The following is a 24,455-nucleotide window of genomic DNA, read 5'->3' on the forward strand; positions in this document are numbered from 1 at the left end:
TCATCATCATGGCCAAGAACGACACCCTCAAGACTGCCTCCGTCCTCGCCTTCGAGCGCAAGCTGGATCCCTCCGATGCGCTGTTTAGCGCCGGCGCCTGGGATGACCGAGCCCAATATACCCAGTGGCGTGGTATCCCGGTTCGCGAAAAGTCGGTTCGCGGCACCATCTCCAACCGCTTGAAAGCCAAGGACCAGGACCCAGCCAAGCTCGACGCCGCCATCGAAAACCCCAACCTCCAGACCGTCGATGTTGCAGCACTGCCGCATGACGTCGATACCCTCGCGGTGCACTTTACCCTGCGTGTTCTGGCTGGCGCCGGCACCCCTTCGGCCTGCAACAATGCCGAGTATCAGCGCAAGCTGAAGGCTACGGTAGCGGGCTATGTCAGCGAGTACGGCTTTAGCGAGCTCGCTCACCGCTACGCCTGCAACCTCGCCAATGGCCGTTTCCTATGGCGCAATCGCGTCGGTGCGGAGGAAGTTGAAGTCATCGTCAGCCAGATGAAGGATGGCAAACCAGAGCAGCAATGGACGTTCAATGCCCTCGATCATTCGCTGCGTGACTTCGATGGCAGCGAAGCCACTCGTGAGTTGGGTAGTCATATCACCGAGGCGCTGTCTGGCGGGCGTTATCACTTACTGCTCGATGTAGTGGCCTTTGCCCGAGTCGGTGCCGGCCAGGAAGTGTTCCCTTCCCAGGAGCTGATTCTGGACCGCTCGCGTGGTGACAAGAGTAAGACGCTCTATAGCATTGGAGATGATAAAAACGCTGCTATCCACTCCCAGAAGTTGGGCAATGCCCTGCGCACCATCGATACCTGGTATCCCACTCCGGAAGATGGCATCGGCCTCGGCCCAATCGCCGTCGAGCCCTACGGCTCGGTGACCACTCAGGGCAGCGCCTATCGCCAGCCGAAGCAGAAGGTGGATTTCTACAACCTGCTCGATAACTGGTTGCTCAAAGACCAAGTGCCCCCTGCCGAGCAGCAGCACTTCGTTATGGCGACCCTAATCCGCGGCGGCGTCTTCGGCGATGCGGGGTAAGCCATCATGGATCACTATCTCGATATTCGTTTGCGGCCCGACCCAGACTTTCCGGCTGCCATGCTGATGGGGGCGCTCTACAGCAAGCTGCATCGGGCGCTTCATGATCTCCAGGCCGATGACATCGGTGTGAGCTTTCCTGATCATAAGACCGGGGTGCGTGCGCGCTCACCGGGTGATCGGCTTCGGCTGCATGGTCAGCAGACGCGTCTTGAACAGCTGATGGCGATGTCGTGGCTTACCGGTATGCGCGACCACGTGATATTGGACGCTATCCAGCCGGTGCCTAACGACGCCCGGCATCGGGTCGTGCGGCGCCGGCAGTTCAATACCGGAAATCCCAGCCGTGCGAAGCGCTATGCCCAGCGCCATGGCATCGAAACCGAAGAAGCCCAGCACCTGATGGAGAAGCCCGCCGCCAGGCAGATCCCGCTGCCGTTCGTGCAAATCAGCAGCCGCTCTAGTGGGCAGCGGTTTGCGCTATTTATCGAGCACGGCCAAATCCAGTCGGAACCTGTTGCTGGACGCTTCAATCATTACGGATTGAGCAGCGAGGCGACGGTGCCCTGGTTCTGACCCTTTTTTCGGACGCTCCTGGAGAGCTCGGAAAATCAAAAGGTTAGCGACGCCTCTCTGAAAAGGGAAGCGTCGCTATATTAAGTCGTTGCTCTTTAACAATCAGTCGCTTACCTTGAAAATGCTCTAGTGCGCTGCCGCCCAGGCAGCTCAGAAAAGCTCGGCGGCACTTCGGCTGCCGTCGTGCTCGTGCGCTGCCGCCCAGGCAGCTCAGAAACCTCACTCTGGCAGCAATTCATCAGCGGGGTCGTGCGCTGCCGCCCAGGCAGCTCAGAAAACGTAGCCGGCTGCGGTACCGCGGTTGTGGTCGTGCGCTGCCGCCCAGGCAGCTCAGAAAGCCGGAAAGGCAGCCGTGACAACGTCGTCGGCGTGCGCTGCCGCCCAGGCAGCTCAGAAAGAGAAATCGCCGCCACCGACGCCGGCGACGAGGTGCGCTGCCGCCCAGGCAGCTCAGAAAAGCTCCTGGACGAGTTCGTCGCGGGCCTTGTCGTGCGCTGCCGCCCAGGCAGCTCAGAAAATCTGCTCGAAAGCCCAGCGCCAAGCCGAGTGGTGCGCTGCCGCCCAGGCAGCTCAGAAAAGCTTGCCTTTGCTAATCATGAGCGGCTCCCTGTGCGCTGCCGCCCAGGCAGCTCAGAAAAAGGGGAAGTGATCTCTAATCCTGGCAATAAAGTGCGCTGCCGCCCAGGCAGCTCAGAAAAGGTCGCGGGCGATGCCGTCAGCCTGGTCGCCGTGCGCTGCCGCCCAGGCAGCTCAGAAATGAGTGACGATGAACAGCGCGTGCTGCAGCCAGTGCGCTGCCGCCCAGGCAGCTCAGAAAACATCGAGGTCGAGGGCTCGCAGTCTTTCGGGGTGCGCTGCCGCCCAGGCAGCTCAGAAATGCTGGACGGCGAGCCAGGCGAGAACCTGCCGGTGCGCTGCCGCCCAGGCAGCTCAGAAACCACGGAGCGCGCGAAGGAGCTGGCGGGTGAGGTGCGCTGCCGCCCAGGCAGCTCAGAAAGTAAACCATGGCGATGCTGAACAGCTGCCAGGGTGCGCTGCCGCCCAGGCAGCTCAGAAACGCTGACCCAGCAGGGCGAGCGATATGCTGACGTGCGCTGCCGCCCAGGCAGCTCAGAAAAGGAGCTGCGAGCCCATGCCGGCAAACCAGGCGTGCGCTGCCGCCCAGGCAGCTCAGAAAAACGGCCACCGGGTGCGTATGGGCGTGGAGATGTGCGCTGCCGCCCAGGCAGCTCAGAAATACGTCGACTCGAAAGTCGGCTACACCGCGACGTGCGCTGCCGCCCAGGCAGCTCAGAAATACCCATGAAACCGTCGGCATCGTCTCGAAGCGTGCGCTGCCGCCCAGGCAGCTCAGAAAAGGATGCACCGATGGACGCCCCATGTTCCGACGTGCGCTGCCGCCCAGGCAGCTCAGAAAGCAAGGCGCCGCGGACACCGGCTGCGCGCCAGGTGCGCTGCCGCCCAGGCAGCTCAGAAAAAACGCGCCGAAAGGCAGCGGCTCCTCTACGTGTGCGCTGCCGCTCAGGCAGCTCAGAAAGTCTGCCGGGCAGTATACCTCGCCCTTGTTGAGTGCGCTGCCGCTCAGGCAGCTCAGAAAACGTGATGATCAGTGCCACGATTTCGGCCGAAGTGCGCTGCCGCTCAGGCAGCTCAGAAAACCAGCGCCTCGCACGGCTCGCTGTTCAGTGCGTGCGCTGCCGCTCAGGCAGCTCAGAAATGGGACAAGCGCCAGCCCGGGGTTAAGAGTGAGTGCGCTGCCGCTCAGGCAGCTCAGAAATCCTGGTGAAGCTGATGGCGCGGGTGGGCGACGTGCGCTGCCGCTCAGGCAGCTCAGAAATTGAAGCGACCGCCCAGGATGTCCACCCAGGTGTGCGCTGCCGCCCAGGCAGCTCAGAAACTGAGCGATGGTGATGCGAGCGCGTCGCTCGTGTGCGCTGCCGCCCAGGCAGCTCAGAAAAAGGGCGGATTCCGGCAGGCGTCTACTTTGACGTGCGCTGCCGCCCAGGCAGCTCAGAAAATCATCATCGGCGGCGGCGGCGCCAGGCATATGTGCGCTGCCGCCCAGGCAGCTCAGAAATGCCCCAGGGAGCGAGTCACCGAGCCCAAGGTGTGCGCTGCCGCCCAGGCAGCTCAGAAAACAACAAGATCGACGGCGCCGTGGCGCTGATCGTGCGCTGCCGCCCAGGCAGCTCAGAAATTCGGCTGGTTGCGTTCGCGCTCCGGTACCACGTGCGCTGCCGCCCAGGCAGCTCAGAAAATATCTGGATGAAGTGGGATGGCACGCGCCCCGTGCGCTGCCGCCCAGGCAGCTCAGAAATGGGAGACACTGGCGAGGCCGCCGTAGTCCTTGTGCGCTGCCGCCCAGGCAGCTCAGAAAGTCGATGACGTGCTCGCCAACATGGGCGCCCTGTGCGCTGCCGCCCAGGCAGCTCAGAAAATGCCGAACAGGTTGGGCACGTCATACTGCGGGTGCGCTGCCGCTCAGGCAGATCAGGAATCGCCCTAGGCCGGATGAAGGCCGGAAAGATGGTGCGCTGCCGCCCAGGCAGCTCAGAAAACGTGCCCGAGGCCCTGGTGATGTTCCGGCGGGTGCGCTGCCGCTCAGGCAGCTCAGAAATAGTACAGATTGACCAGGTCGGCCCCGTCGATGTGCGCTGCCGCTCAGGCAGCTCAGAAAACATCCGCACCGGGCAGTATTTCGAGCGCGTAGTGCGCTGCCGCCCAGGCAGCTCAGAAACAGCGATATAGGCGGGTGAGGTACTCGGCCTCGTGCGCTGCCGCTCAGGCAGCTCAGAAACTAGACAGATATCGCCTTACTCTAGTCAGACCGTGCACTGCCGCTCAGGCAGCTCAGAAAGTTCGGAGTGGATGCGAGTCGGCGACCGGGTAGTGCGCTGCCGCTCAGGCAGCTCAGAAACGGCCGAGGCCGGGCACCGCCCACCACGGCGGGTGCGCTGCCGCCCAGGCAGCTTAGCAACATCAGCGACACTCTCGGCTGGGGCCCGCTTTACACTGCTCCTGACAAGTGGCCTCTAGTAGTGGTGTTATCTCTAGCCCAATAACCGTTCATGACTCGGTTGTCGGCGGCATCACCACCCACTCCGGCTCCTCGAACTCGCCGATCAGGCGGATCTCGCAGCAGGGGGCCGCGCGGCGGATGATCTCCTTTATCTCCTGGTTGGGCTGGGCCTCCATGGCGTCGCGGCTGGCCTTGCTGTCCCAGTGGGCGATGGCGATCAGGGTGTCGGGGTCGCCGATCTTGCGGTGCAGTTCGGTGCCGCGGGCCCCCGGCGCCTGCTGGATCAGCTCGCTGGCGCGGACCCAGGCGTCGGCGTAGTCCTCGGCCTGGTAGCCGTCGCGGATATGCACTTCGAAGATATATTTCATGGTGCTGCTCCCTGTCGCTGCTGCTGAGATATTCGGTCCTGGGCCAGTGTATCCCGCCCATCGTCCTGATCCAGCCGCTACGCTGATAAGCTATATAAAACAGCGGCAATGAACCGCTACCGTTGATGAGGAGTGAGTATGTCCGATACCCCCTATAGCCAGACCCTTGCCGCCATCGACGCACTGCACGCCGAGGATCCTCGCAGTGTAGAGGTCGAGGGCGAGTCGCTGCCCCAGGAGCTGTTCTATGCGCGGCGCATGAGCGCCTGGCTGGAGACGCTGGTCGAGGCGCCCAGCGAGCCGCTGCAGCTGGCGGTGCGTGCCCAGCACCTGCAGCGCTGGAAGGTGCCGCGTGAGGCGTATCCCGAGGGGCGGGTGGGCTACCTGACCTGGCGGCGCGACCAGGGCAAGCGCGCCGGCGAGACCACTGCCGGGCTGATGGAGGCGGCGGGCTACCCGGCGGAGGCGGCGGCGCGGGCCTCGAGCCTGATCCGCAAGCAGGGGCTGGGGCGCGACCCGGAGACCCAGGCGCTGGAGGACTGCGCCTGCCTGGTCTTTCTGGAGAACTACTTTGGCGACTTTTCGCGCCAGGTGGAGCACGACCATCTGATCCGCATCGTCCAGAAGACCTGGAAGAAGATGTCCCCCGAGGCGCATGCGCTGGCCCTGGCGCTGCCGATGAGCGATGAGGCGCGGGGGCTGGTGGAAGAGGCGTTGGCCGGCTAGTCGGATTCAGGTTCGCCTTGACAGCGTGGCAATGGCCGCCTAGATTCTCAATTGCAAATGATAATTTTTGTCATTTGATTGAGCTATCACGGAGGCGGCGATGACAAACAACACCAATACCTCTTTCAAGGCCCCTAATCCATCGCTGCAGATCTGCGATGCTACGTCGTGCTCGGTGCGTATGGCCTGGGAGCACTCGCGCCAAGCGCCGCTCTCCGAGGAGCAGCAGATGCTGCAGGCGCTGCAGCGCGAGGAGGCGGCACACGACCTGGTTCGCCGGCGGTTCCTGCTGACCACCGAACAGTACCTCAAGAGCGATCTAGGCGTCTGCCGGACATAGTGCTGGGCTAGGCGAGGCTGATGCTCAGGGTGTGATCGGCCTCGCAGGGGTAGCCGTGGCGCAGATGCAGGGTACGTTCGTCGAGGGTCATCACCACCGCGAACAGGGTCTCCATGCGCTCGGCCTCGGGCAGGCCAGGATCGGTGTGCTTGCAGATCGACATGGGCGCATTCTGATGGTCGCTAAGCAGGTCGAACAGCGCGCTAACGCTGGCCTCGGGGGGCGGGTCGAGCAGCTCGTCGAGCCGGCGCAGACGCACGCTGGAGTCGGGCTTGGGGAAGTCGGCCACACAGGCGGTGGCAGCCTCGGAATAGAGGTGATTGGTGTGGGTCACGCGTCCGCCGCTGGGTTCGAGTACCCCCGGCGGCCCAGGCTGGACCTCGAAGCCGGCAGCCTGGCCGTCGGCACTGGCGACCAGGAAGTGGGCCGGCGACGCGACGCGGTCCTCCTCGATGACGCGTTGGGCGCTGGCGAAGCCGTCGCTCTCGAGGATCTTGCGCAGGGCGACGTGGATCGGCAAGGCGTCACCGCAGGTCTGCGAGCGGATGGCGTTGAGACACACGCCGAGGCCGTGGGCGTTGAGGCCGATCTTGGCCAGCATGCCGGCCTCGCCAACGCTGACCAGCGGCGGGGCATCGTCGCCTTCAATCCGTAGCACCACCACGTTGTCGAGCTGGTCGGCGCGCCAGTCCCAGTTCTGGGCCAGCCACTGCTGGCCCTGCTGGTAGAGCGAGAAGGCGGAACAGCCGCCGCTGGCCTGGGTCAGCGAGATCTCGCTACGGCAGTTGAGGGTCAGGATATCGTCGCGATGCAGGCCGGCACCCTGGGCAATGCCCTCGAGCTCATCCAGGATCGCCGGAAAGCCGCGCTCGATAGCCGGCATAAAGCGCAGCGCCACCTGCCGGGCCGCGGCCCAGTCGAGCCCCACGAAGTCCTGGAACAGCCGGTCGTAGACGTCGATGCTCTGGTGGATCTGCGCGGCGTGGCGCTGGCCGTGAGCGAGGCCGATGGCGTGGCGGCTGCCGCGCAGGTGGGTCACGTCGAGCATGCGGGGGCTCCTTGGCGAAGGGGTTTCTCCCAGCCTACCGCGTGCAGCGTTGAAGCGCAGTAGGCGGTGCGAAGAGACAATTAAAACCGACCACTTTTCAATCGACTAGGCGCGTTCAAACGGGCGCTTGCGTTAACGCCGTCGCGCTTGTGTTTTTGCGTAAACACTTCCAAAGTTAGTGAGGTACTAATTTAACTGGCAACAGCGAGAACAACCATGAAGAAAGCTCTGTTAGCGATGGCGGTGGCCGCGTCCTCCGTCACGCTCATCGGTGCGGCGCAGGCCGATGAAGTAAAGATCGGGTTCCTGGGCGGCTTTACCGGCCCCATCGAGAGTCTTACCCCGCCGATTTTTGACGGTGCGCAGTTGGCAGTGCAGCACGTCAACGAGCAGGGCGGCATTCTCGGTGGCCAGACGCTGGTGATGCCGAATGCCGATACCACCTGCTCCGACGCCTCGGCGGCGTCCAACGCCGCGGATCGCATGGTCAACACCGAGAACGTCACCGCCATCGTCGGCGCGCTGTGCACCGGGGCCACCGTGGCCGCGGCCAACAACGCGGCGATCCCCGGCGGCGTGGTGATGGTGTCGCCGGCGTCCACCGCCCCGGCGGTCACCGACCTCGACGACAACGATCTGGTGTTCCGCACCGTACCGTCGGATGCCTTCCAGGGCGAGATGCTGGCCAAGCTGCTGATCAGCAAGGGCATCACCGATGCCGCCGTGACCTACGTCAACAACGACTACGGCCAGGGCCTGGCCAGTGCCTTCAACGAGACCTTCGAGGCCGAGGGTGGCATGGTGTCGGCCAGCGAGGCGCATGAAGATGGCCGCGCCGACTACCGCTCGGAGCTGGGCTCGCTCTCCTCCGGCGGCAGCGAGACACTGGTGGTGCTGGCCTACGCCGACGGCTCGGGCCAGACCATTCTGCGCCAGGCCTACGAGAGCGGCATGTTCACCCAGTACGTGGGGGCCGACGGCATGGTCGGCGACAGCCTGGTCGAGGCGATTGGCGCCGACGTGCTCGAGGGCATGATCGCCACCCGTCCGGGCAGCCCCGATACCCCGGGAACCGAGACCTTCGAGGCGCTCGCCGCCGAGGCCGATATCGACCCCAGTGCGGTGTTCGCCGCCCAGGCCTATGACGCCGCCTTCCTGCTGGCACTGGCCATCGAGCAGAACGGCAACGCCGAGCGCGAGGGGCTCTCAGAGGCGCTGCGCAGCGTCTCTTCGGCTCCCGGCGAGCAGATCCTGCCCGGCGAGTGGGAGAAGGCCGTGGAGCTGATCGCCGCCGGCGAGGAGATCAACTACGAAGGCGCCTCCGGCAGCCACGAGTTCGACGAGAACGGCGACGTGCCCGGCGTAGTGGTCGAGATGGTGGTGGAAGACGGCCGCTTTGTCAGCCAGGGCTTCCTCGAGGTCGAGGACCTGTAAAACACCACTGACAGCAGTAACGGAATGCGAAACGCCCAGGCCTCGGCCTGGGCGTTTCGCGTTATGTGGGCTGTCTTGGGACAGCGCTCACTGGTGGTGCGGCACCTTCTCCGGCATCAAGCCGCGCGGCGCGTAGCGCAGCACCAGCGAGATCAGCAGGCCGATAACGAACACCCGCGCCTGCAGCGCACGACTCGAGATATTGGCCGGCGGATCCCAGCCGAACCAGCCCTCGCCGATATACACGGCGACGTTCATCAGGAACAGCGCCAACGGCTCGGACATCAGCCAGATGATATACACCAGCACGGCGCCGAAGATGGTGCCGAGGTTGTTGCCCGGGCCGCCGAGAATCACCATCACCAGCACCAGGAAGGTGTGGTTGAGGGGCAGGTAGCCCTGGGGGTCGAAGATGCTGTTGAAGTTGGTCAGCGCCGCGCCGCCGATGCCCATCAGGATGCAGCCGAAGACGAAGATCTCCATGCGCCGGCGGTTGATGTCCTTGCCCATCGCCGCGCTGGAGACTTCGTTGTCGCGGATGGCGCGGATCATCCGCCCCCAGGGGGCGTGATAGGCGCGGTGCAGCAGGAAGAAGATGCCGGCGATCACCACCGCGGTGAGCGACAGATAGATCGCCCGGGCCAGCACGAAGCCCAGGTCGCTGGGCCCGGGCGTCGGCCAGGGCAGCGGTGAGACGGTGGCGGTGCCACGGGTCAGCCAGTCGGAGTTCTTGAGGAACGCCTTGATGATCTCGGCGATGCCCAGGGTGGCGATGGCCAGGTAGTCGCTGCGCAGCCCCAGGCAGATATGCCCGATAAAGTAGCCGATGAAACCGGCCAGGGCGCCGCCGGCGATCCAGCCGATCCACGACGGCAGCCCCAGGCCGCCGATAAAGCCGGCCTGGGACTGGATCTGGCCGGTCACCCCGCGCAGCATGCTGATCACTACCAGATAGAGCACCACCGCCAGCAGCACGGCAATGATCGTGCGCAGTCGCTTGGGCACGCCGAGGCGGTCGAGCTTGGTGGCGCCCCACACCAGCAGCACGGCGCCGACCAGATAGAGCAGCACGCGGCCCAGCTCGCCGGGCAGTGGGCTATCCCAGAACGCCTCGTTGACCGGGATGCCGAAGAACATGGCGCAGAAGCCCCCCAGCGCCACGAAGCCCATTACCCCGGCGTTGAACTGGCCGGCATAGCCCCACTGAATGGTCAGGCCCAGGGCGATGATGGCGTAGCAGGCGGCCTCGACCAGCATGCGCGTGCTGTAGGCCGGGCCCATCACCGCGTAGACGCCGAGGATGGCGACCAATAGCGCGCCAAACAGGAACAGCTCGCGCAGTGGTAGGCGACGGGAGGTGGTTTGATCGCTTGTCTTGGACGTCGTCATCAGATCACCTTCCCTTTGAAAATGCCGGTGGGGCGCCACACCAGGATCGCCACCAGGATGAAGAAGGGCACCACGATCTTGTACTCGGTGCCGACGAAGGCCAGGTTATTGGGCAGCTCGAGCCAGTCGGGCAGGCGCTCCTGGAAGGGCCTCAGCAGCACCGCCCAGTTGAACACCGCCAGGGTCTCGGCGAAGCCGACCACGAAGCCGCCGGCAATCGCACCGTAGGGATGGCCGACGCCGCCGACGATGGCCGCGGCGAAGATCGGCAGCAGCAGGAAGAAGCTCAGGTCGGGCTTGAAGGTCACGTCCATCGACAGCAGGGTGCCGGCCATGGTGGCCAGGCCGCCGACGATGATCCAGGTCACCGAGACGATATGGTTGGTGTTGATGCCCGAGGCGCGGGCCAGGTCGGGATTGTCGGACATGGCGCGCATCGCCTTGCCGGTGCGGGTCTTGTTGAGGAACAGATGCAGCCCTACCACCGCGGCGATCACCAGGATAAACAGAATCACCTGGGGCTCGGTGACGATCACCGGGCGGGTCACCGCCTCGAAGGGCAGCTCCAGGCGATAGATCTCCTTGCGCTCGGCGACGTACATGTTCTGCGGGCTGGTGCCGGCGAACAGCCGCAGCAGGCCCTGCAGCATCAGCGTCACGCCCAGCGAGCCGATCACGATGACGATCGGTTTGACGCCGTGGCTGCGCAGCGGCTTGTAGAACATCTTGTCGATGCCCACCGCGATCGCCGCGGTCACCACCATGGCGATGGGCAGCATGACGATGGCGGTGGGCAGGCCCACCACGCTGCCCGCCCCGGGGAAGGCCAGGGAGAGCAGCAGCACCACGAAGGCGCCCAGCGTCATCATGTCGGCGTGGGCGAAGTGGGCGAAGCGCATGATGCTGAACACCAGCGTCACGCCGATCGCCCCCATGGCGTAGATCGAGCCGGTCACGCTGCCGGCCACCACCACATTGTTGATAAAAAACACCAGTTCGTTCAAAGCGACATCTCCTGCGTTGGCGCGCTGGCCACTGTTCTTGTCGTCGAGGTGATCAGCCGCCCAGGAAGCTCTTGGCGACCTCGGGGTCGTTGAGCAGCGCCTCGCCGGTATCGGTGAAGCGGTTGTAGCCGGATGCCAGCACGAAGCCCTTGTGGGCGATGGAGAGCGCCTGCTTGGCGTGCTGCTCGACCATCAGGATGCCGACCCCGGCGGCGTTGATCTTCTTGACCCGCTCGAAGATCTCGTTCATGAACAGCGGCGACAGCCCGGCGGTGGGCTCGTCGAGCAGCAGCACGCTGGGCTCGACCATCAGCGCGCGGCCCATGGCCACCATCTGACGCTGGCCGCCGGAGAGCTCGCCGGCCGGCTGGCGGCGCTTCTCCAGCAGCGGCGGGAAGAAGTCGTAGATCTGCTCGAGCATGCGGCTGACGCCGGAGGGGCGGATATAGGCGCCCATCTCGAGGTTCTCCTCGACGCTCAAGCTGGGGAAGATATTGTTCTCCTGGGGCACGAAGCCCATGCCCAGGTGCACCAGCTTGTTGGGCGCGAGGTTGGTGATAAGCTCGCCGCGCAGGCGGATCTCGCCCTGGCTGACATTGAGCAGGCCGAAGATGGCCTTGAGCATGGTCGACTTGCCGGCGCCGTTGGGGCCGACGATCACGCCGATCTCATTGGCCTCGATCGTCATGTCGACGCCGTTGAGGATGTTCATGCCGCCGTAGCCGCCGTGAACGTCCCGTGCTTCGAGTAGAGGCATGTGGGTTCCCTGGATATTGTTCGTTATGTGGCGGCGTCAGGCCGCGCCGGCACCGAAGTAAGCCTCGATGACCTCGGGATTGTTCTGGATCTCGGTGATCGAGCCCTCGACCATCACCCGGCCCTGGGCCAGCACGATGACCGGGTCGCAGAGCCGCGCGATCATGTCCATGTCGTGCTCGATGACCAGGAAGGTGTAGCCCATCTCGCGATTGAGCCGCTCGATGTTGGTGATCAGCTCGCCGAGCAGGGTACGGTTGACCCCTGCGGCGATCTCATCGAGGAGTACCACCCGGGCATCGGTCATCATGGTGCGACCCAGCTCGAGCAGCTTCTTCTGGCCGCCGGAGAGATTGCCGGCCAGCTCGTTGCGCACGTGGTTGAGGCCGATGAAGTCGATCACCTCCAGGGCGCGCTGGCGCACCTCGGTCTCCTGGGCGCGCACCTGGCCGGGCTTGAACCAGGTCGAGAACAGCGACTCGCCGAGCTGATTGGGCGGCACCATCATCAGGTTCTCCAGCGCGGTGAGCTGGGAGAACTCGTGGGCGATCTGAAAGGTGCGCAGCAGGCCCTTGTGGAACAGCTGGTTGGCCGGCAGGTTGGTGATGTCTTCGCCGTCAAGCAGCACCTGGCCGCTATCCAGCGGCAGGGCGCCGGCGATGATATTGAACAGCGTCGACTTGCCGGCGCCGTTGGGGCCGATCAGTCCAGTGATCGAGCCGCGCTCGACGCTGATCGAACAGTCGTCGATGACCGTCAGGCCGCCGAAGGCCTTGTTAACGTGCTTGACGTCGATAATGGAAGGCATGTGGTGTCCCGCAAAGCGTTGCTGTTGTTATTGGCATGCGGCGCCGAGCGGCCGGCCACCCGCGAGTGGCCGGCCGCGGGATCAGCGCGAGCTGCCCTCGACCATGAAGGTGCGACCAGCGGCGAAGGCGCCGACGATGACGATAGCACCCAGCGTCGGGATCAGATAGCCGTCGACCTGCGGAATGGTGCGCAGGAACACGAACGACACCGCCGCCGGCGCCACGAAGCGCACCAGGAAGCGCCAGGTCTTGAACCAGCCGTCGCTGGTGCGCAGCTCCTTCATCACTTCGCTCTGGGTCAGCGCCCAGCCGGCGAACAGCGCGATCAGCAAGCCACCCAGCGGCATGAAGATATTGGTCAGCAGCTCGATGAAGTCGAAGGCGCTGCGCCCGAACAGGGTGTGGAAGATCGAACCCTCGGCCCAGACGTTGAAGCTGACCACGGTGAGTAGCCCCATCAGCCAGGCGGCCAGGGTCACCAGGCTCACCGCCTTGGGGCGGGTCAGGTCGAAACGCTCGACCAGGAACGCCGCCACCGGCTCGATCAGCGAGATCGATGAGCTGATCGCTGCGCCCAGCACCAGGATGAAGAACACCCCCCCCACCAGCGCGCCGAACGGCATCTCGGCAAAGGCCAGCGGCAGGGTGACGAACATCAGGCCGGGGCCCTGGCCGGTCTCGAGGCCGGCGCCGAATACCAGCGCGAAGATCGCCAGGCCGGCGACCATGGCCACGGCGGTGTCGACGAAGGCCACCGCCACTGCGGTGCGGGTCAGCGACGCTTCGCTGGACATATAGGCGCCATAGGCCATGATTGCGCCCATGCCGAGGCTCAGGGTGAAGAACGACTGGCCCATCGCCTGCAGCCAGCCCTCGAGGCTCAGGTCGGCGATATTGAAGGTGAACAGGAAGGTCGCCGCGGCACCGATGTCGCCGTTGGCGATGCTGTAGAACAGCACCAGCAGCAGGATCGCGAATAGCGCTGGCATGATGATGCGCAGACCGCTCTCGATACCCCTGTGAATGCCCATGCCGACGATCAGCGCCGAGGCGATGATAAAGACCGTGTGGTAGAGGGTCAGCAGGCCCGGCGAGGCGAGCAGGGCATCGAAGCCGTCGCCGATGGTATCGGCGTCGGCGCCGACCAGCGCGCCGGAGAACATCTGGCCGGTGTAGTGAATGGCCCAGCCGGCGATCACCGAATAGAAACTCAGAATCAGAAATGCCGAGGCGGCGCCCAGCCAGCCGATGGTCTCCCAGGCCCGCGAGGTGCCGTGGGTCCGGGTCAGGTGGCGCATGCCCATGATCGGGCTCTGTCGGCTGGTGCGGCCGAGCATGGTCTCGGCGATCAGGATCGGAATACCCACCGCGAAAATGGTCAGGGCATAGACCAGAATAAAGGCGCCGCCGCCGTTCTCACCGGTCAGGTAAGGGAAGCGCCATAGGTTGCCAAGGCCCACCGCCGAGCCGACTGCGGCCAGCAGGAAGGTGCCCTTGTGCGTCCAGACGTTGTGCGTACTCATGTTGTGTGTCCTGAAGATGGTGCATTGGCCTTGTGAGCCATCGTGACCTTGTCCACGCGGGATGGCGCGGCATGGCGATAGTATGGCGAGCGCGGAGTTTACTCGCCTGGGGCGCATTCGTTAAGTGGGCGTTGGCTCCGCTCGCCGCGGCGTCAATCGTCGCTGTCGTCCTGCTCGGGGTCGTCGCTGGGCTGCGGCTCGAAGGCGCGTGCGGCGTCGGGCAGGCGCACGGTGTCGCCGAGGACCAGCTTGCCGAATGACTTCATGCGCTCGCCGCTGACCGGATCGATCAACGCGACCACGTCGCCGATGCTGGTGCCCTCGACGTAGGCGGCGACCTTGATGCGAACCACCATGCCCCCGAGGCGCGCCGAGAGCACGTCGCCGGCACCAGGCTCGACGTAGCGCTCCGGATGTTTGGCGAAATGGTCGGCGACGCTATCACGACCGGGGGCATCCCACTCCACGTGCTTGTGCATCGCTGGCCTCACTCTCGAACGTATGTTTGTCACCCAAGAGTAGACAGGTTTCTGCGCCACGAAAAAAGCCCACCTTGGTGGTGGGCTTCAACGCTGTGCTCGCAGGACGCTTCTGGGTGGCTTAGTCGTCGTCGTCGTCTTCGGGGACACCGCCCATCTCATCCAGCAGCTGCCGGTAGCTCTCCGATTGGGCGTAGAGCATCTCGGTGGCCTCCTCCTCGCCGTGGAAGTGCACCGGCATCAGGATGCGCTCCTCGGTGATCTCGATAAAACGCTCGTCCTGAGTGGCCGCTTCGAGGGCCTCGGAGAGGCGTTCGACGTGGCTGTCCGGGGTGTTCTTGGGCACCACCACGACGCGGAAATCGGAGGTGTCGATATCGTAGCCGGCTTCCTGGACGGTGGGGGCGTCGGGGAAGGCGAACAGGCGCTCGGCATCCATGCTCAGCAGCACTGGCATCTCGCCGCTATCGGCGTAGCCCGAGTGGGTGCCGCCGCTGTAGGCGAAGTCGACGTCGCCGGAGAGCACCAGCGGTGCCATGCCCGCGCCGCCTGAGGTGGGCACGATGCGCAGGTCGAGGCCCTCCTGCTCCATGATGTACTCGATCACCAGGCGGTCCAGCGCGTGCTGGGTGGCGTAGCTGGTACCGGGATTCTCGCGTGCGTACTCGATCAGGTCCTCCCAGCTGTCGCCGAACGGCCGGTTCTCGCCGGTGACGATGGCGTGCTGCACGGTGGTGATGCTGGCCACGTAGCGGAAGTCATCGAGGGAGAACTCGGTATCGTGGGCGTGGGGGGCGAAGGTCAGGGTGCCGTTGGTCCCCGCGTAGACGAAGGTGTGGCCCTCGTCCTGATCGTTCATCAGGCGGGTCAGCGACACGGCGCCGCCGGCGCCGGGCTGGTTGACCACATTGACCGGCTGGCCGAGGTTCTCTTCGAGCACGTTGGCGAGTACCCGCGCCTGGATATCGGTACTGCCGCCGGCGCCGAAGCCGACCACCAGCGTCAGTGGGCGGTTCGGGAAGTCGTCGGCCTGGGCCAGGCCAACGGCGCCAAATGTCATGGCGGCCACCAGTGTGGCCATACCCCATTGTGTCTTGTTCATGTCGCGGTATCTCGTTGTTGTTTGTCATCGATGTCGTGGGCCAAGCTATCTGCTGCTTTTCACGCCAACAAGGCGCATGATCTACGCCACTTCAACGCTCGAGCTGCTGTTTCACACTGGCAAAGGCCTCCAGCGCCGTGTCCAGGTCGTCGCGGCTGAAGGCCGCCGACATCTGGGTGCGGATGCGCGCCTGGCCCTTTGGCACCACCGGGAAGGAGAAGGCGGTGACGTAGATGCCGCGTTCGAGCATTGCGTCGGCGAAGCGTGCCGCCAGCGCGGCGTCGTGGAGCATGATCGGCACGATGGGGTGTTCGCCAGGTAGCAGTTCGAAACCGAGCCGCTCGAGGCCGGCGCGGAAATAGGCGGTGTTGTCGGTGAGCTGCTGGCGCAGCGCGCGGGAGGTCGCCGCGAGCTCGACGGCCTTGATCGCGCCGGCCACTACCGGCGGCGCCACGCTGTTGGAGAACAGATAGGGCCGTGAGCGCTGGCGCAGCAGCTGGATGATCTCGCGCTTGCCGCTGGTGTAGCCGCCGCTGGCGCCGCCCAGCGCCTTGCCCAGGGTGCCGGTGGTGATATCCACCCGCTCGAGGCAGCCGTGATGCTCGTGGGTGCCGCGGCCGCCGTCACCGAGGAAGCCGGTGGCGTGGCAGTCGTCGAAGTGCACCAGGGCGCCGTAGCGCTCGGCGAGATCGCAGATCTCATCGAGGGGGGCGATATAGCCGTCCATCGAGAACACGCCGTCGGTGGTGATCATGATGAAGCGTGCGCCATCGCGTTGGGCGGCCTTGAGCTGCTCCTCGAGGTCGGCCATGTCGCGGTTGCGGTAGCGGTAGCGCTTGGCTTTGCAGAGCCGCACGCCGTCGATGATGCTGGCGTGGTTGAGGGCGTCGGAGATCACCGCATCCTCGGGGCCGAGCAGCGTCTCGAACAGCCCGCCGTTGGCGTCGAAGCACGACGGGTAGAGGATGGTCTCCTCGGTGCACAGAAACTCGCTCAGCGCCCGCTCCAGCTGTTGGTGCAGGGTCTGGGTGCCACAGATAAAGCGCACCGATGCCAGGCCATAGCCCCACTCATCGAGGCCGGCCTTGGCCGCCGCGGCGACCTCGGGATGCTGGGCCAGCCCCAGGTAGTTGTTGGCGCACAGGTTGAGCATCTCGCCCTGGGGGGTGCCGATACGCGCGCCCTGTGCGGAGGTCAGCGGACGTTCGTGCTTGGTCAGTCCGGCCGCCTCGATGCCCTCGAGCTCGCGGCGCAGATGGTCTTGGAATTCGCCGTACATCACATCACTCCCAGTTCAGAATTACCTTGCTGGCGTCGCCTGCCAGCATGGCATCGAAGCCTTGCTGGAACTCGGTATAGGGCAGCCGATGGGTGATCACGGGGGAGATATCCAGCCCCGACTCGATCATCACCGACATCTTGTACCAGGTCTCGTACATCTCGCGGCCGTAGATCCCCTTGATGGTCAGCATGTTGAAGATCACGGTGTTCCAGTCGATGGCGATATCCTCGGTGGGAATGCCGAGCATCGAGACCTTGCCGCCGTGGCACATGTTGGCCAGCATGTCGCGGAAGGCCGCCGGGCTGCCGGACATCTCGAGGCCGACGTCGAAGCCCTCGGTCAGCCCCAGGTCGCGCTGCACCTCGGCCAGGCTCTCCTGGCGTACATCCACCGTGCGGGTCGCGCCGAGACGCTTGGCCAGCGCCAGGCGCCCGGGGTTGAGGTCGGTCACCACCACGTGGCGGGCGCCGGCATGGCGGCACACCGCGGCGGCCATGGCGCCAATCGGGCCGGCGCCGGTAATCAGCACGTCTTCCCCCAGCAGGTCGAACTGCAGCGCGGTATGCACGGCGTTGCCGAGGGGGTCGAAGATCGCCGCCACATCCAGATCGATGCCCGGCTTGTGCTCCCAGACGTTGGACATCGGCAGCACCAGGTACTCGGCGAAGGCGCCGGGGCGGTTGACCCCAACGCCGCTGGTATAGGCGCACAGGTGGCGCCGACCGGCCAGGCAGTTGCGGCAGCGCCCGCACACCACGTGGCCTTCGCCGGAGACGAGCTGGCCGGGCCTGAAGTCGTTGACGTTGGAGCCCACCTCGACGATCTCGCCGACGAACTCGTGACCCACGACCATCGGCGTGGGGATGGTCTTCTGCGCCCAGCTGTCCCACTTGTAGATATGTACGTCGGTGCCGCAGATGGCGGTGCGCTTGACCTTGATCAGTACGTCGTTGATGCCTACCTCGGGGGGCGGTACGTCCTCGAGCCACAGGCCCGGTGCCGCCTCCTTCTTCACCAGTGCTTTCATGGGATGTCCTTGTCGTTGTGATGGCATATCGCGCCGGAACGTTTACTATGCAAGAATTAATTCTAGTATTGCAGACTAATTCCCGCATGCAAGAACTTTTTCCACGATAGAGGAAGTTGCTTTGGCTATGACCGAGGTACATGAGAGTCAGGCGCCGCCGACCGGCGGCCATAGCAGCGGCGACCTGGGTAGTCAGGTGCTGTCGAGTCGGGTGACCGAGCTGCGCAAGAAGCGCCAGATGACCCTGGAACAGCTGGCAGCGGCCTCCGGGGTCAGCCGCTCGATGCTGAGCCAGATCGAGCGTGGCCGAGCCAATCCCACCCTGGCGGTGACGCTGCGTATCGCCCAGGCGTTCGGACTCAATATCGGCGAGCTGGTCGACCAGCCGTGGGCGGCATCGCGCATTGACGTGGTGCGCAGCGACGATGCCAGCCAGCTGTTTCGCGATGACCGGGAGTGCCGCATTCGCACACTCTCGCCGCTGCATCTGGAAAAGCGCATGGAGTGCTACGAGCTGTGGCTGGCGCCGCGGGCGCGGCTGCACAGCGCCGCCCACTTCGACGGTACTCGCGAGCTGTTGAGCATCACCCAGGGCCAGGCGCGGGTCGAATCCGGCGGCCACCGCTGCGAGCTTCGCTGCGGCGACTCGGCCCACTACCACGCTGATGTCGAGCACACCATCGAGAACAGCGGCGATACCCCACTGCTGGCGTTTCTGGTCGTGACCTACGAGTAGGCGCCCACAAAAAAGCCCACCGCTAGGGTGGGCTCTGCGTTACCGGCTCGGGCGGATCAGCCCTTGCTGGCGCGCTTGCGCTCGTTTTCCTTGAGGAACTTCTTGCGCAGGCGGATATGGTTGGGGGTGATCTCGACCAGTTCGTCGGAGTCGAGGAACTCGATCGCCTGCTCCAGCGAGAACTTCACCGGCGGGGTCAGCACGATATTCTCGTCATTGCCGGTGGAGCGCATGTTGTCGAGCTTCTTGCCCTTGGTGGGGTTGACCACCATGTCGCTGGCGCGGTTGTTGATGCCGATCAGCATGCCTTCATAGACCTCGGTGGCATGGTCGATGATCAGCTTGCCGCGCTCCTGCAGGGCGAACAGCGCATAGGCCAGCGCCTTGCCGTCGACCATGGAGACCAGCACGCCGTTGCGGCGCTCGATGGAGGCGTCGGGCTTGAGCGGGCCGTAGTGGTCGAAGCGGCTGGTGAGGATGCCGGTGCCGGAGGTCAGGGTCAGGAACTGGCCGCGGAAGCCGATCAGACCGCGCGCCGGGATCATGAAGTCGAGGCGCACACGGCCCTTGCCGTCGGGGTTCATGTTGGTCAGCTCGCCCTTGCGGTAGCCGAGCTCCTCCATGATGGCGCCCTGGTGCTGCTCCTCGCAGTCGATGATCACCTCTTCGTACGGCTCCTGCTTGACGCCGTCGACCTCCTTGATGATCACCTCGGGGCGGCCCACGGCCAGCTCGAAGCCTTCGCGGCGCATGGTCTCGATCAGCACCGAGAGGTGCAGTTCGCCGCGTCCGGAAACCTTGAACTTCTCGGGGGTCTCGCCCGGCTCGACGCGCAGCGCAACGTTGTGGATCAGCTCCTGGTCGAGACGCTCCTTGATGTTGCGGCTGGTGACGTACTTGCCGTCGCGGCCGGCCATCGGCGAGTCGTTGACCTGGAAGGTCATCGATACGGTGGGCTCGTCCACCGACAGCGGCGGCAGCGCCTCGACGGCAGCCGGGTCGCACAGGGTGTCGGAGATCGCCAGATCGTCGATGCCGGTGATGCAGACGATATCGCCGGCGTCGGCTTGTTCGGTCTGCACCCGCTCGAGGCCCATATGGGTCATCACCTGGCCGATCTTGCCCTTGCGGGTCTTGCCGTCGGTGCAGATCACGCTGATCTGCTGGTTGGGCTTGACGCTGCCGCGCTTGATGCGGCCCAGGCCGATGACGCCGACGTAGCTGTTGTAGTCCAGCGCCGAGATCTGCATCTGGAAGGGGCCATCGAGCTCGACCTTGGGCGGCTCGACGATATCGACGATGGCCTGGAACATCGGGTCCATGTCGTCGGCCATCTGCTCCGGCTCGGGGCCGGCGATGCCGTTTAGCGCCGAACAGTAGATGATCGGGAAGTCGAGCTGCTCGTCGCTGGCGCCGAGGTTGTCGAACAGGTCGAAGATCTGGTCGATGACCCAGTCAGGACGCGCACCGGGGCGGTCGATCTTGTTGACCACCACGATCGGCTTGAGGCCCTGGGCGAAGGCCTTCTGGGTGACGAAGCGGGTCTGCGGCATGGGACCGTCGACGGCGTCGACCAGCAGCAGCACCGAGTCGACCATCGACATCACGCGCTCGACTTCGCCACCGAAGTCGGCGTGTCCGGGGGTGTCGACGATATTGATGTGATAGTCGTGCCAGCGGATCGCCGTGTTCTTGGCCAGGATGGTGATGCCGCGTTCCTTTTCCTGGTCGCTGGAGTCCATGATGCGCTCCTGCCCCTCGGCCTTGCGGTCCAGGGTGCCGGACTGGCTGAGGAGCTTGTCGACCAGGGTGGTCTTGCCATGGTCGACGTGGGCGATGATGGCAATATTCCTGATTTTCTCGATGTGAGAACCAGTTACGTCTGTGCTCATAGGGTTGTAGCTCGTCTTTATGTACGCACCTATGTACACGGTCTTGTTACGTACCCTAGGCGCGGGGTAGGGAAGGTTGGTGGCGCATTGTACAGACTCGGCGCGCGGGGTAATAGCACTATGGCGCGGGGCCGGCCCCAGAGGGGGCCGGCTGTGTGCGGATTACGCCTAGAAGCGCCAGGTGGCGCCCAGCAAGGGGCCGCTCATCTCGATATCCAGCCTGGCGTCGTTATCCTCGTAGCGAACCTCCAGGTGGCGATAGCCGGCGGAGAGGTATAGCGCATCGTTCAGCCGGTAGTTGAGGCTGCCTACCGCTTGCCAGGTCGCGTCGGAGCCGACCCCGAAGCCGCCGACGTCGGCATACACAATCGCCGACCAGTCGGGGGTGAAGTCGCGGCGCAGCCTGGCCGCCAGCAGCGGGTCGACCCAGCGCTCGGACTCGGTGGCGCTCAGGCCGAGTGCCGGCACGTCTACCGACGCCCGGGCTTGCCACAGCCGCGCACCGGCGAGCAGGTCGAGGGAGAGGTCCGGCGCTTGCACGACCTGATAGCCGGCCGCCGCCGTCATCGATGTCTGCCGCACCCGCCCCTCGATGCTCACGCCAGGTGCCAGGCTGGCGCTGGTGCTCAAGGAAGCGTGGGAGATATCACCGAACAGCACCAGGCGATCGCGTCGCGCGGTGGCGTGCAGGAAGAACGCCGCGTCCAGCTCATCGAGGATGTCGCTAAAGGATTGCCGGGTGCTGAGCGTCGGCGCGCTGGACGTGGGGCGGATGTCGCCGGCCAGGCTCGGCATCCAGACGTAGGGCGTCACCTGACCGCGCCAGGTGTCGGCCGCGGCGGTGGCTGAAACGGTGCCCGTGAGCAGCACGGCAACCAGCAGAGGAGTCTTCATAGGGAATCCTTGTAGATGCGCCCATCCTTCATGATCAGGCGCAGGTTGCGCTCAGGGTCATCGAGGAAATCGAGGCTCGCGTTGGGGTCGCCGTCGACCACCAGCAGATCTGCCAAGGCCCCCGGTACAAGGCGCCCCAGCTGCCCCGGATAGGGGTTGCGGGGCCCCGACAACGCCAGCAGTTCGGCATTGCTGCCGGTGGCCATGGCCAGCACGTCGAGGGGCGCGTAGAAGCGAGTCAGCTTGGCCAGCTGCCGACCCTGGCTGGGGGTGTTCTGGGGGTTGAACAGGATGTCGGTGCCCCAGGCGGTCTTGATCGCGAAGCGCTGGGCCATCTCGTAGGCGCGCAGCGTTCCCTCGGCCACCTGACGCTGGCTCTCGCGACGCTCGGCATCGGGGTAGACATTGGCGTCCTCGTCCTGCAGGAAGGGCTGCAGGCTCCACCAGGTGCCCTCGTCGGCCATCATCCGCACGCTGTCCTCGTCGGCCAGCTGGCCATGCTCGATGCACTTCACTCCCGCCGCAATGGCTCGCTGGATGCCGCGCGGCGTATAGACATGCACCGTGACGTAGGTTCCCCAGTCCTCGGCGGCCTCTACCGCGGCGCGCAGTTCACGCTCGGAAAACTGGGTGCTGTCGAGCGGATCGTAGCTCGAGGCAACGCCGCCGCCGGCCATCAGCTTGATCTGCGCGGCACCCAGCATCAGCTGCTCGCGGGTGCGTCGCAGCACTTCCGCTTCGCCGTCGGCGATGGCGCTCACGCCCATCAGCTCGCCGGGGCTCAGTGGCGTGGTCGAGCCCCGCGGGATCTCGTGGCGCATACGAAAATCGCCGTGGCCGGAGGTCTGCGAGATCATGGCGCCGGCAGGAAAAATGCGCGGGCCGTGGACGATGCCCTCGTCGATGGCGCGCTTCAAGGCGAACGACGGCCCGCCCACGTCGCGCACGCTGGTGAAGCCGCGCAGCAGCGTGCGCTCCGCCTCCTGGGCGGCCACCAGGTGCACGTAGCCCGGGTCGGCGGTCATGGCCGCGGTCTGGGTGATGGCCGCCAGGGTGGCATGCCAGTGGGCATCGATCAGCCCCGGCATCACCACCCGCCCGCCGCAATCAATACGCTCTACTTCCCCGTTCTCTGCCTGAGCCGGCAGGATCTCCTGAATGCGCCCCGCGTCGACCCGTATCGAGACATCATCGCGCAGTGGCGCACCGCTGCCATCGAACAGCCGCAGGTTGGTCAGCAGGATAGGGGGACCGTTACCACGCGGCTGGGCGCCAATCACGCTAGGCGTCCGCAGTCCTGCAAACAGCGCCATGACGGCGGCGCTGCCGCCGAGAAACTGGCGGCGGGTAAGATCGGCCATGATGCGATGATGAAAGCGTTGCAGCAGCGGCGATCCGCACAGGCAGGCGCCAGTGGCATGACCGCCGTGGGATGCGCATAGAGAGGACTGGACGGATACAGGCATAGGGAAACCTCCACGTGAAACTTCACTATAGAAGAGTCGCTGGAGGCCGTGCATAAACGTCAGGCTAGGCGGGCGATGGCCGCAGAGTGCTCAAGGGGATAACGCAAACGCCCGCCACCGAAGGTGACGGGTGCCAAGCGAGCGGGCCGGGTTCAGCCCTCGTCGTCTTCGCCGGGAACGCCGCCAAGCTCTTCGAGCAGCGCCCTGTAGCCGGCGACCTGGTCGCTGAGAGTCTGGGTGACCTCATCCTCGTCCATGTAGACCACCGGCATCAGGATGCGCTCCTCGGTGATCTCGATGAAACGCTCGTCCTGGGTGGCGGCCTCGAGGGCCTCGGCGAGGCGCTCGACGTGGCTGTCCGGGGTGTTCTGCGGGACCATCACCACGCGGATCTCGGCGGGGTTGATGTCGTAGCCGGCTTCCTGGATCGACGGCGCGTCGGGGAAGGCCACCAGGCGGTCTTCGGCGAGGCTCAGCAGCACCGGCATTTCACCGGAGTCGGCGTAGCCGGAGTGGGTGCCGCCGCTGTAGGCGAAATCGACGTCGCCGGAGAGGATCAACGGGGCCATGCCGGCGCCGCCGGAGGTCGGCACGATGCGCAGGTCGAGGCCTTCCTGCTGGGCGATGTATTCGATGATCATGCGGTCCAGGGCGGTCTGGGTCGCGTAGCTGGTGCCCGGGTTCTCCTTGGCATACTCGATCAGGCCTTCCCAGGTGTCGCCGAAGGGACGGTCTTCGCCGGTGACCATGGCCGACTGGCCGAGGGTCACGCCGGCGACGTAGCGGAAGTCGTCGAGCTGGTAGTTGGTCTCGGTGGACAGCGGGCCATAGGTGATGGTCATCGAGGTGCCGAAGACGAAGGTATAGCCCTCATCGTCGCTGACTGTCAGGCGCGACAGCGCCACGCCGCCGCCGGCACCGGGCTGGTTGACCACGTTGACCGGCTGGCCGAGCTCTTCCTCGAGCACGTTGGCCAGTACGCGGGCCTGGATATCGGTGCTGCCGCCGGCACCGAAGCCCACTACCAGGGTCAGCGGCTTGCTCGGGAAGTCGTCGGCCTGCGCCACGCCCACCGCCATGGCAGTGGCCACAATGGCGGTGCTGAGTCGTTTAAGGTACATGGAGATTCCTCATTCAGGTTGTTGTGATTACGTGTTCGCCTGGGGCGACGCGGTTAGGCCGGGCTCAGGAGGATGCCCGGCGAATGGCATTGCGCCGATAACTGGACCAGCCGAGGTGCAGCACCATCAGCGCGGTGATGATCACGAAGACCAGCGCGATGGGGCGCTCGAGCAGTATCGAGATCTCGCCACCGGAGAGGATGATCGACTGGCGCAGGTTCATCTCCAGCATCGGCGTGACGATGAAGGCGACCAGGAAAGTGACAAAGGAGAAGTAGAACTTTTTCAGGAAATAGCCGAACAGCGCAAAGCCGAACACCGTGATCAGCCCGAAGGTGCCGTAGCCCTGGACCTGAATGCCGGCCAGGCACAGAAAGATCACCACCGGAATCACGATATTGGGCGGCACGCTGGTGAC

General features: G+C 65.0%; 21 protein-coding genes, 1 pseudogene and 1 CRISPR repeat array. Of the genes and pseudogenes, 6 read left to right on the forward strand and 16 right to left on the reverse strand.

The window, feature by feature from the left end; genetic code table 11:
* Positions 1–8: 8 nt before the first annotated feature.
* Both csy3 and cas6f read left to right on the forward strand, forming a co-directional pair.
* Complete coding sequence (gene csy3, locus IEI94_RS21090; RefSeq protein ID WP_191169171.1) at positions 9–1,046, forward strand: type I-F CRISPR-associated protein Csy3; 1,038 nt, start codon at positions 9–11, stop codon at positions 1,044–1,046.
* A 6-nt stretch (positions 1,047–1,052) separates the two neighbouring features.
* Positions 1,053–1,622, forward strand: coding sequence for a type I-F CRISPR-associated endoribonuclease Cas6/Csy4 (gene cas6f, locus IEI94_RS21095; RefSeq protein ID WP_191169172.1), 570 nt, complete (start codon positions 1,053–1,055; stop codon positions 1,620–1,622).
* Between the two features lie 129 nt (positions 1,623–1,751).
* Positions 1,752–4,599: a CRISPR direct-repeat array (repeat unit 28 nt; unit sequence GTGCGCTGCCGCCCAGGCAGCTCAGAAA).
* An 89-nt stretch (positions 4,600–4,688) separates the two neighbouring features.
* Here the strand turns inward: cas6f and IEI94_RS21100 are convergent.
* The gene (locus IEI94_RS21100; protein ID WP_191169173.1) at positions 4,689–5,009 is read right to left on the reverse strand and encodes an antibiotic biosynthesis monooxygenase family protein; all 321 of its coding nucleotides are present in this window, start codon (positions 5,007–5,009) and stop codon (positions 4,689–4,691) included.
* Positions 5,010–5,147: 138 nt separating this feature from the next.
* Between IEI94_RS21100 and IEI94_RS21105 the strand changes: the two genes are divergently transcribed.
* Both IEI94_RS21105 and IEI94_RS21110 read left to right on the forward strand, forming a co-directional pair.
* A complete protein-coding gene (locus IEI94_RS21105) occupies positions 5,148–5,735 on the forward strand; it encodes a DUF4202 domain-containing protein (protein ID WP_191169174.1) in 588 nt (195 codons plus the stop codon).
* A 100-nt stretch (positions 5,736–5,835) separates the two neighbouring features.
* Positions 5,836–6,075, forward strand: a complete 240-nt coding sequence (locus IEI94_RS21110) for a hypothetical protein (protein ID WP_191169175.1) — start codon at positions 5,836–5,838, stop codon at positions 6,073–6,075.
* 7 nt (positions 6,076–6,082) lie between these two features.
* Here the strand turns inward: IEI94_RS21110 and IEI94_RS21115 are convergent, their stop codons facing one another.
* Positions 6,083–7,123: a C45 family autoproteolytic acyltransferase/hydolase gene (locus IEI94_RS21115; RefSeq protein WP_191169176.1), complete on the reverse strand. Its 1,041-nt coding sequence runs from the start codon at positions 7,121–7,123 to the stop codon at positions 6,083–6,085.
* 216 nt (positions 7,124–7,339) lie between these two features.
* Between IEI94_RS21115 and IEI94_RS21120 the strand changes: the two genes are divergently transcribed.
* Complete coding sequence (locus IEI94_RS21120; protein WP_191169177.1) at positions 7,340–8,557, forward strand: ABC transporter substrate-binding protein; 1,218 nt, start codon at positions 7,340–7,342, stop codon at positions 8,555–8,557.
* A gap of 87 nt (positions 8,558–8,644) precedes the next feature.
* Here the strand turns inward: IEI94_RS21120 and IEI94_RS21125 are convergent, their stop codons facing one another.
* The 9 genes from IEI94_RS21125 to tdh form a co-directional block, all read right to left on the reverse strand.
* Positions 8,645–9,946: a branched-chain amino acid ABC transporter permease gene (locus IEI94_RS21125; RefSeq protein WP_191169178.1), complete on the reverse strand. Its 1,302-nt coding sequence runs from the start codon at positions 9,944–9,946 to the stop codon at positions 8,645–8,647.
* Complete coding sequence (locus tag IEI94_RS21130; protein ID WP_191169179.1) at positions 9,946–10,950, reverse strand: branched-chain amino acid ABC transporter permease; 1,005 nt, start codon at positions 10,948–10,950, stop codon at positions 9,946–9,948. The genes IEI94_RS21125 and IEI94_RS21130 overlap by 1 nt, the downstream gene beginning before the upstream one ends.
* A gap of 52 nt (positions 10,951–11,002) precedes the next feature.
* Positions 11,003–11,707 (reverse strand): ABC transporter ATP-binding protein, encoded by a 705-nt coding sequence (locus IEI94_RS21135; RefSeq protein WP_191169180.1) that lies wholly within the window; start codon positions 11,705–11,707, stop codon positions 11,003–11,005.
* Positions 11,708–11,743: 36 nt separating this feature from the next.
* On the reverse strand, positions 11,744–12,514 hold the full coding sequence (locus tag IEI94_RS21140) for an ABC transporter ATP-binding protein (RefSeq protein WP_191169181.1): 771 nt from the start codon (positions 12,512–12,514) through the stop codon (positions 11,744–11,746).
* Between the two features lie 81 nt (positions 12,515–12,595).
* On the reverse strand, positions 12,596–14,038 hold the full coding sequence (locus IEI94_RS21145; RefSeq protein ID WP_191169182.1) for a sodium-dependent transporter: 1,443 nt from the start codon (positions 14,036–14,038) through the stop codon (positions 12,596–12,598).
* A 152-nt stretch (positions 14,039–14,190) separates the two neighbouring features.
* Positions 14,191–14,517, reverse strand: a complete 327-nt coding sequence (locus IEI94_RS21150; RefSeq protein WP_191169183.1) for a hypothetical protein — start codon at positions 14,515–14,517, stop codon at positions 14,191–14,193.
* Positions 14,518–14,638: 121 nt separating this feature from the next.
* Positions 14,639–15,619 carry a Bug family tripartite tricarboxylate transporter substrate binding protein gene (locus IEI94_RS21155; RefSeq protein ID WP_412030919.1) on the reverse strand — a complete coding sequence of 327 codons (981 nt, stop codon included), beginning with the start codon at positions 15,617–15,619 and terminating at the stop codon, positions 14,639–14,641.
* A 91-nt stretch (positions 15,620–15,710) separates the two neighbouring features.
* Positions 15,711–16,898, reverse strand: a complete 1,188-nt coding sequence (locus IEI94_RS21160) for a glycine C-acetyltransferase (protein WP_191169184.1) — start codon at positions 16,896–16,898, stop codon at positions 15,711–15,713.
* A 4-nt stretch (positions 16,899–16,902) separates the two neighbouring features.
* Positions 16,903–17,928: an L-threonine 3-dehydrogenase gene (gene tdh, locus IEI94_RS21165; RefSeq protein WP_191169185.1), complete on the reverse strand. Its 1,026-nt coding sequence runs from the start codon at positions 17,926–17,928 to the stop codon at positions 16,903–16,905.
* A gap of 127 nt (positions 17,929–18,055) precedes the next feature.
* Here tdh and IEI94_RS21170 point away from each other — a divergent pair, with 127 nt between their 5' ends.
* The gene (locus IEI94_RS21170) at positions 18,056–18,664 is read left to right on the forward strand and encodes a helix-turn-helix domain-containing protein (RefSeq protein ID WP_191169186.1); all 609 of its coding nucleotides are present in this window, start codon (positions 18,056–18,058) and stop codon (positions 18,662–18,664) included.
* A 56-nt stretch (positions 18,665–18,720) separates the two neighbouring features.
* Here IEI94_RS21170 and typA read toward each other — a convergent pair whose 3' ends face one another.
* The 5 genes and pseudogenes from typA to IEI94_RS22730 all read right to left on the reverse strand — a co-directional run.
* Positions 18,721–20,556, reverse strand: coding sequence for a translational GTPase TypA (gene typA, locus IEI94_RS21175; protein ID WP_191169187.1), 1,836 nt, complete (start codon positions 20,554–20,556; stop codon positions 18,721–18,723).
* Positions 20,557–20,724: 168 nt separating this feature from the next.
* Positions 20,725–21,450 (reverse strand): hypothetical protein, encoded by a 726-nt coding sequence (locus IEI94_RS21180; protein WP_191169188.1) that lies wholly within the window; start codon positions 21,448–21,450, stop codon positions 20,725–20,727.
* Entirely contained in the window at positions 21,447–22,916 is a 1,470-nt protein-coding gene (locus IEI94_RS21185) for a metal-dependent hydrolase family protein (RefSeq protein ID WP_191169189.1), read from the reverse strand. Before IEI94_RS21185 ends, IEI94_RS21180 begins: the two co-directional genes overlap by 4 nt.
* A gap of 152 nt (positions 22,917–23,068) precedes the next feature.
* Positions 23,069–24,037 (reverse strand): Bug family tripartite tricarboxylate transporter substrate binding protein, encoded by a 969-nt coding sequence (locus tag IEI94_RS21190; protein ID WP_191169190.1) that lies wholly within the window; start codon positions 24,035–24,037, stop codon positions 23,069–23,071.
* 64 nt (positions 24,038–24,101) lie between these two features.
* Positions 24,102–24,455 (reverse strand): annotated as a pseudogene (locus tag IEI94_RS22730) (Tricarboxylate transporter family protein); the annotation flags it as partial.

The organism is Halomonas sp. ML-15, assembly GCF_014779595.1.
Taxonomy (GTDB): Bacteria; Pseudomonadota; Gammaproteobacteria; order Pseudomonadales; family Halomonadaceae; genus Franzmannia.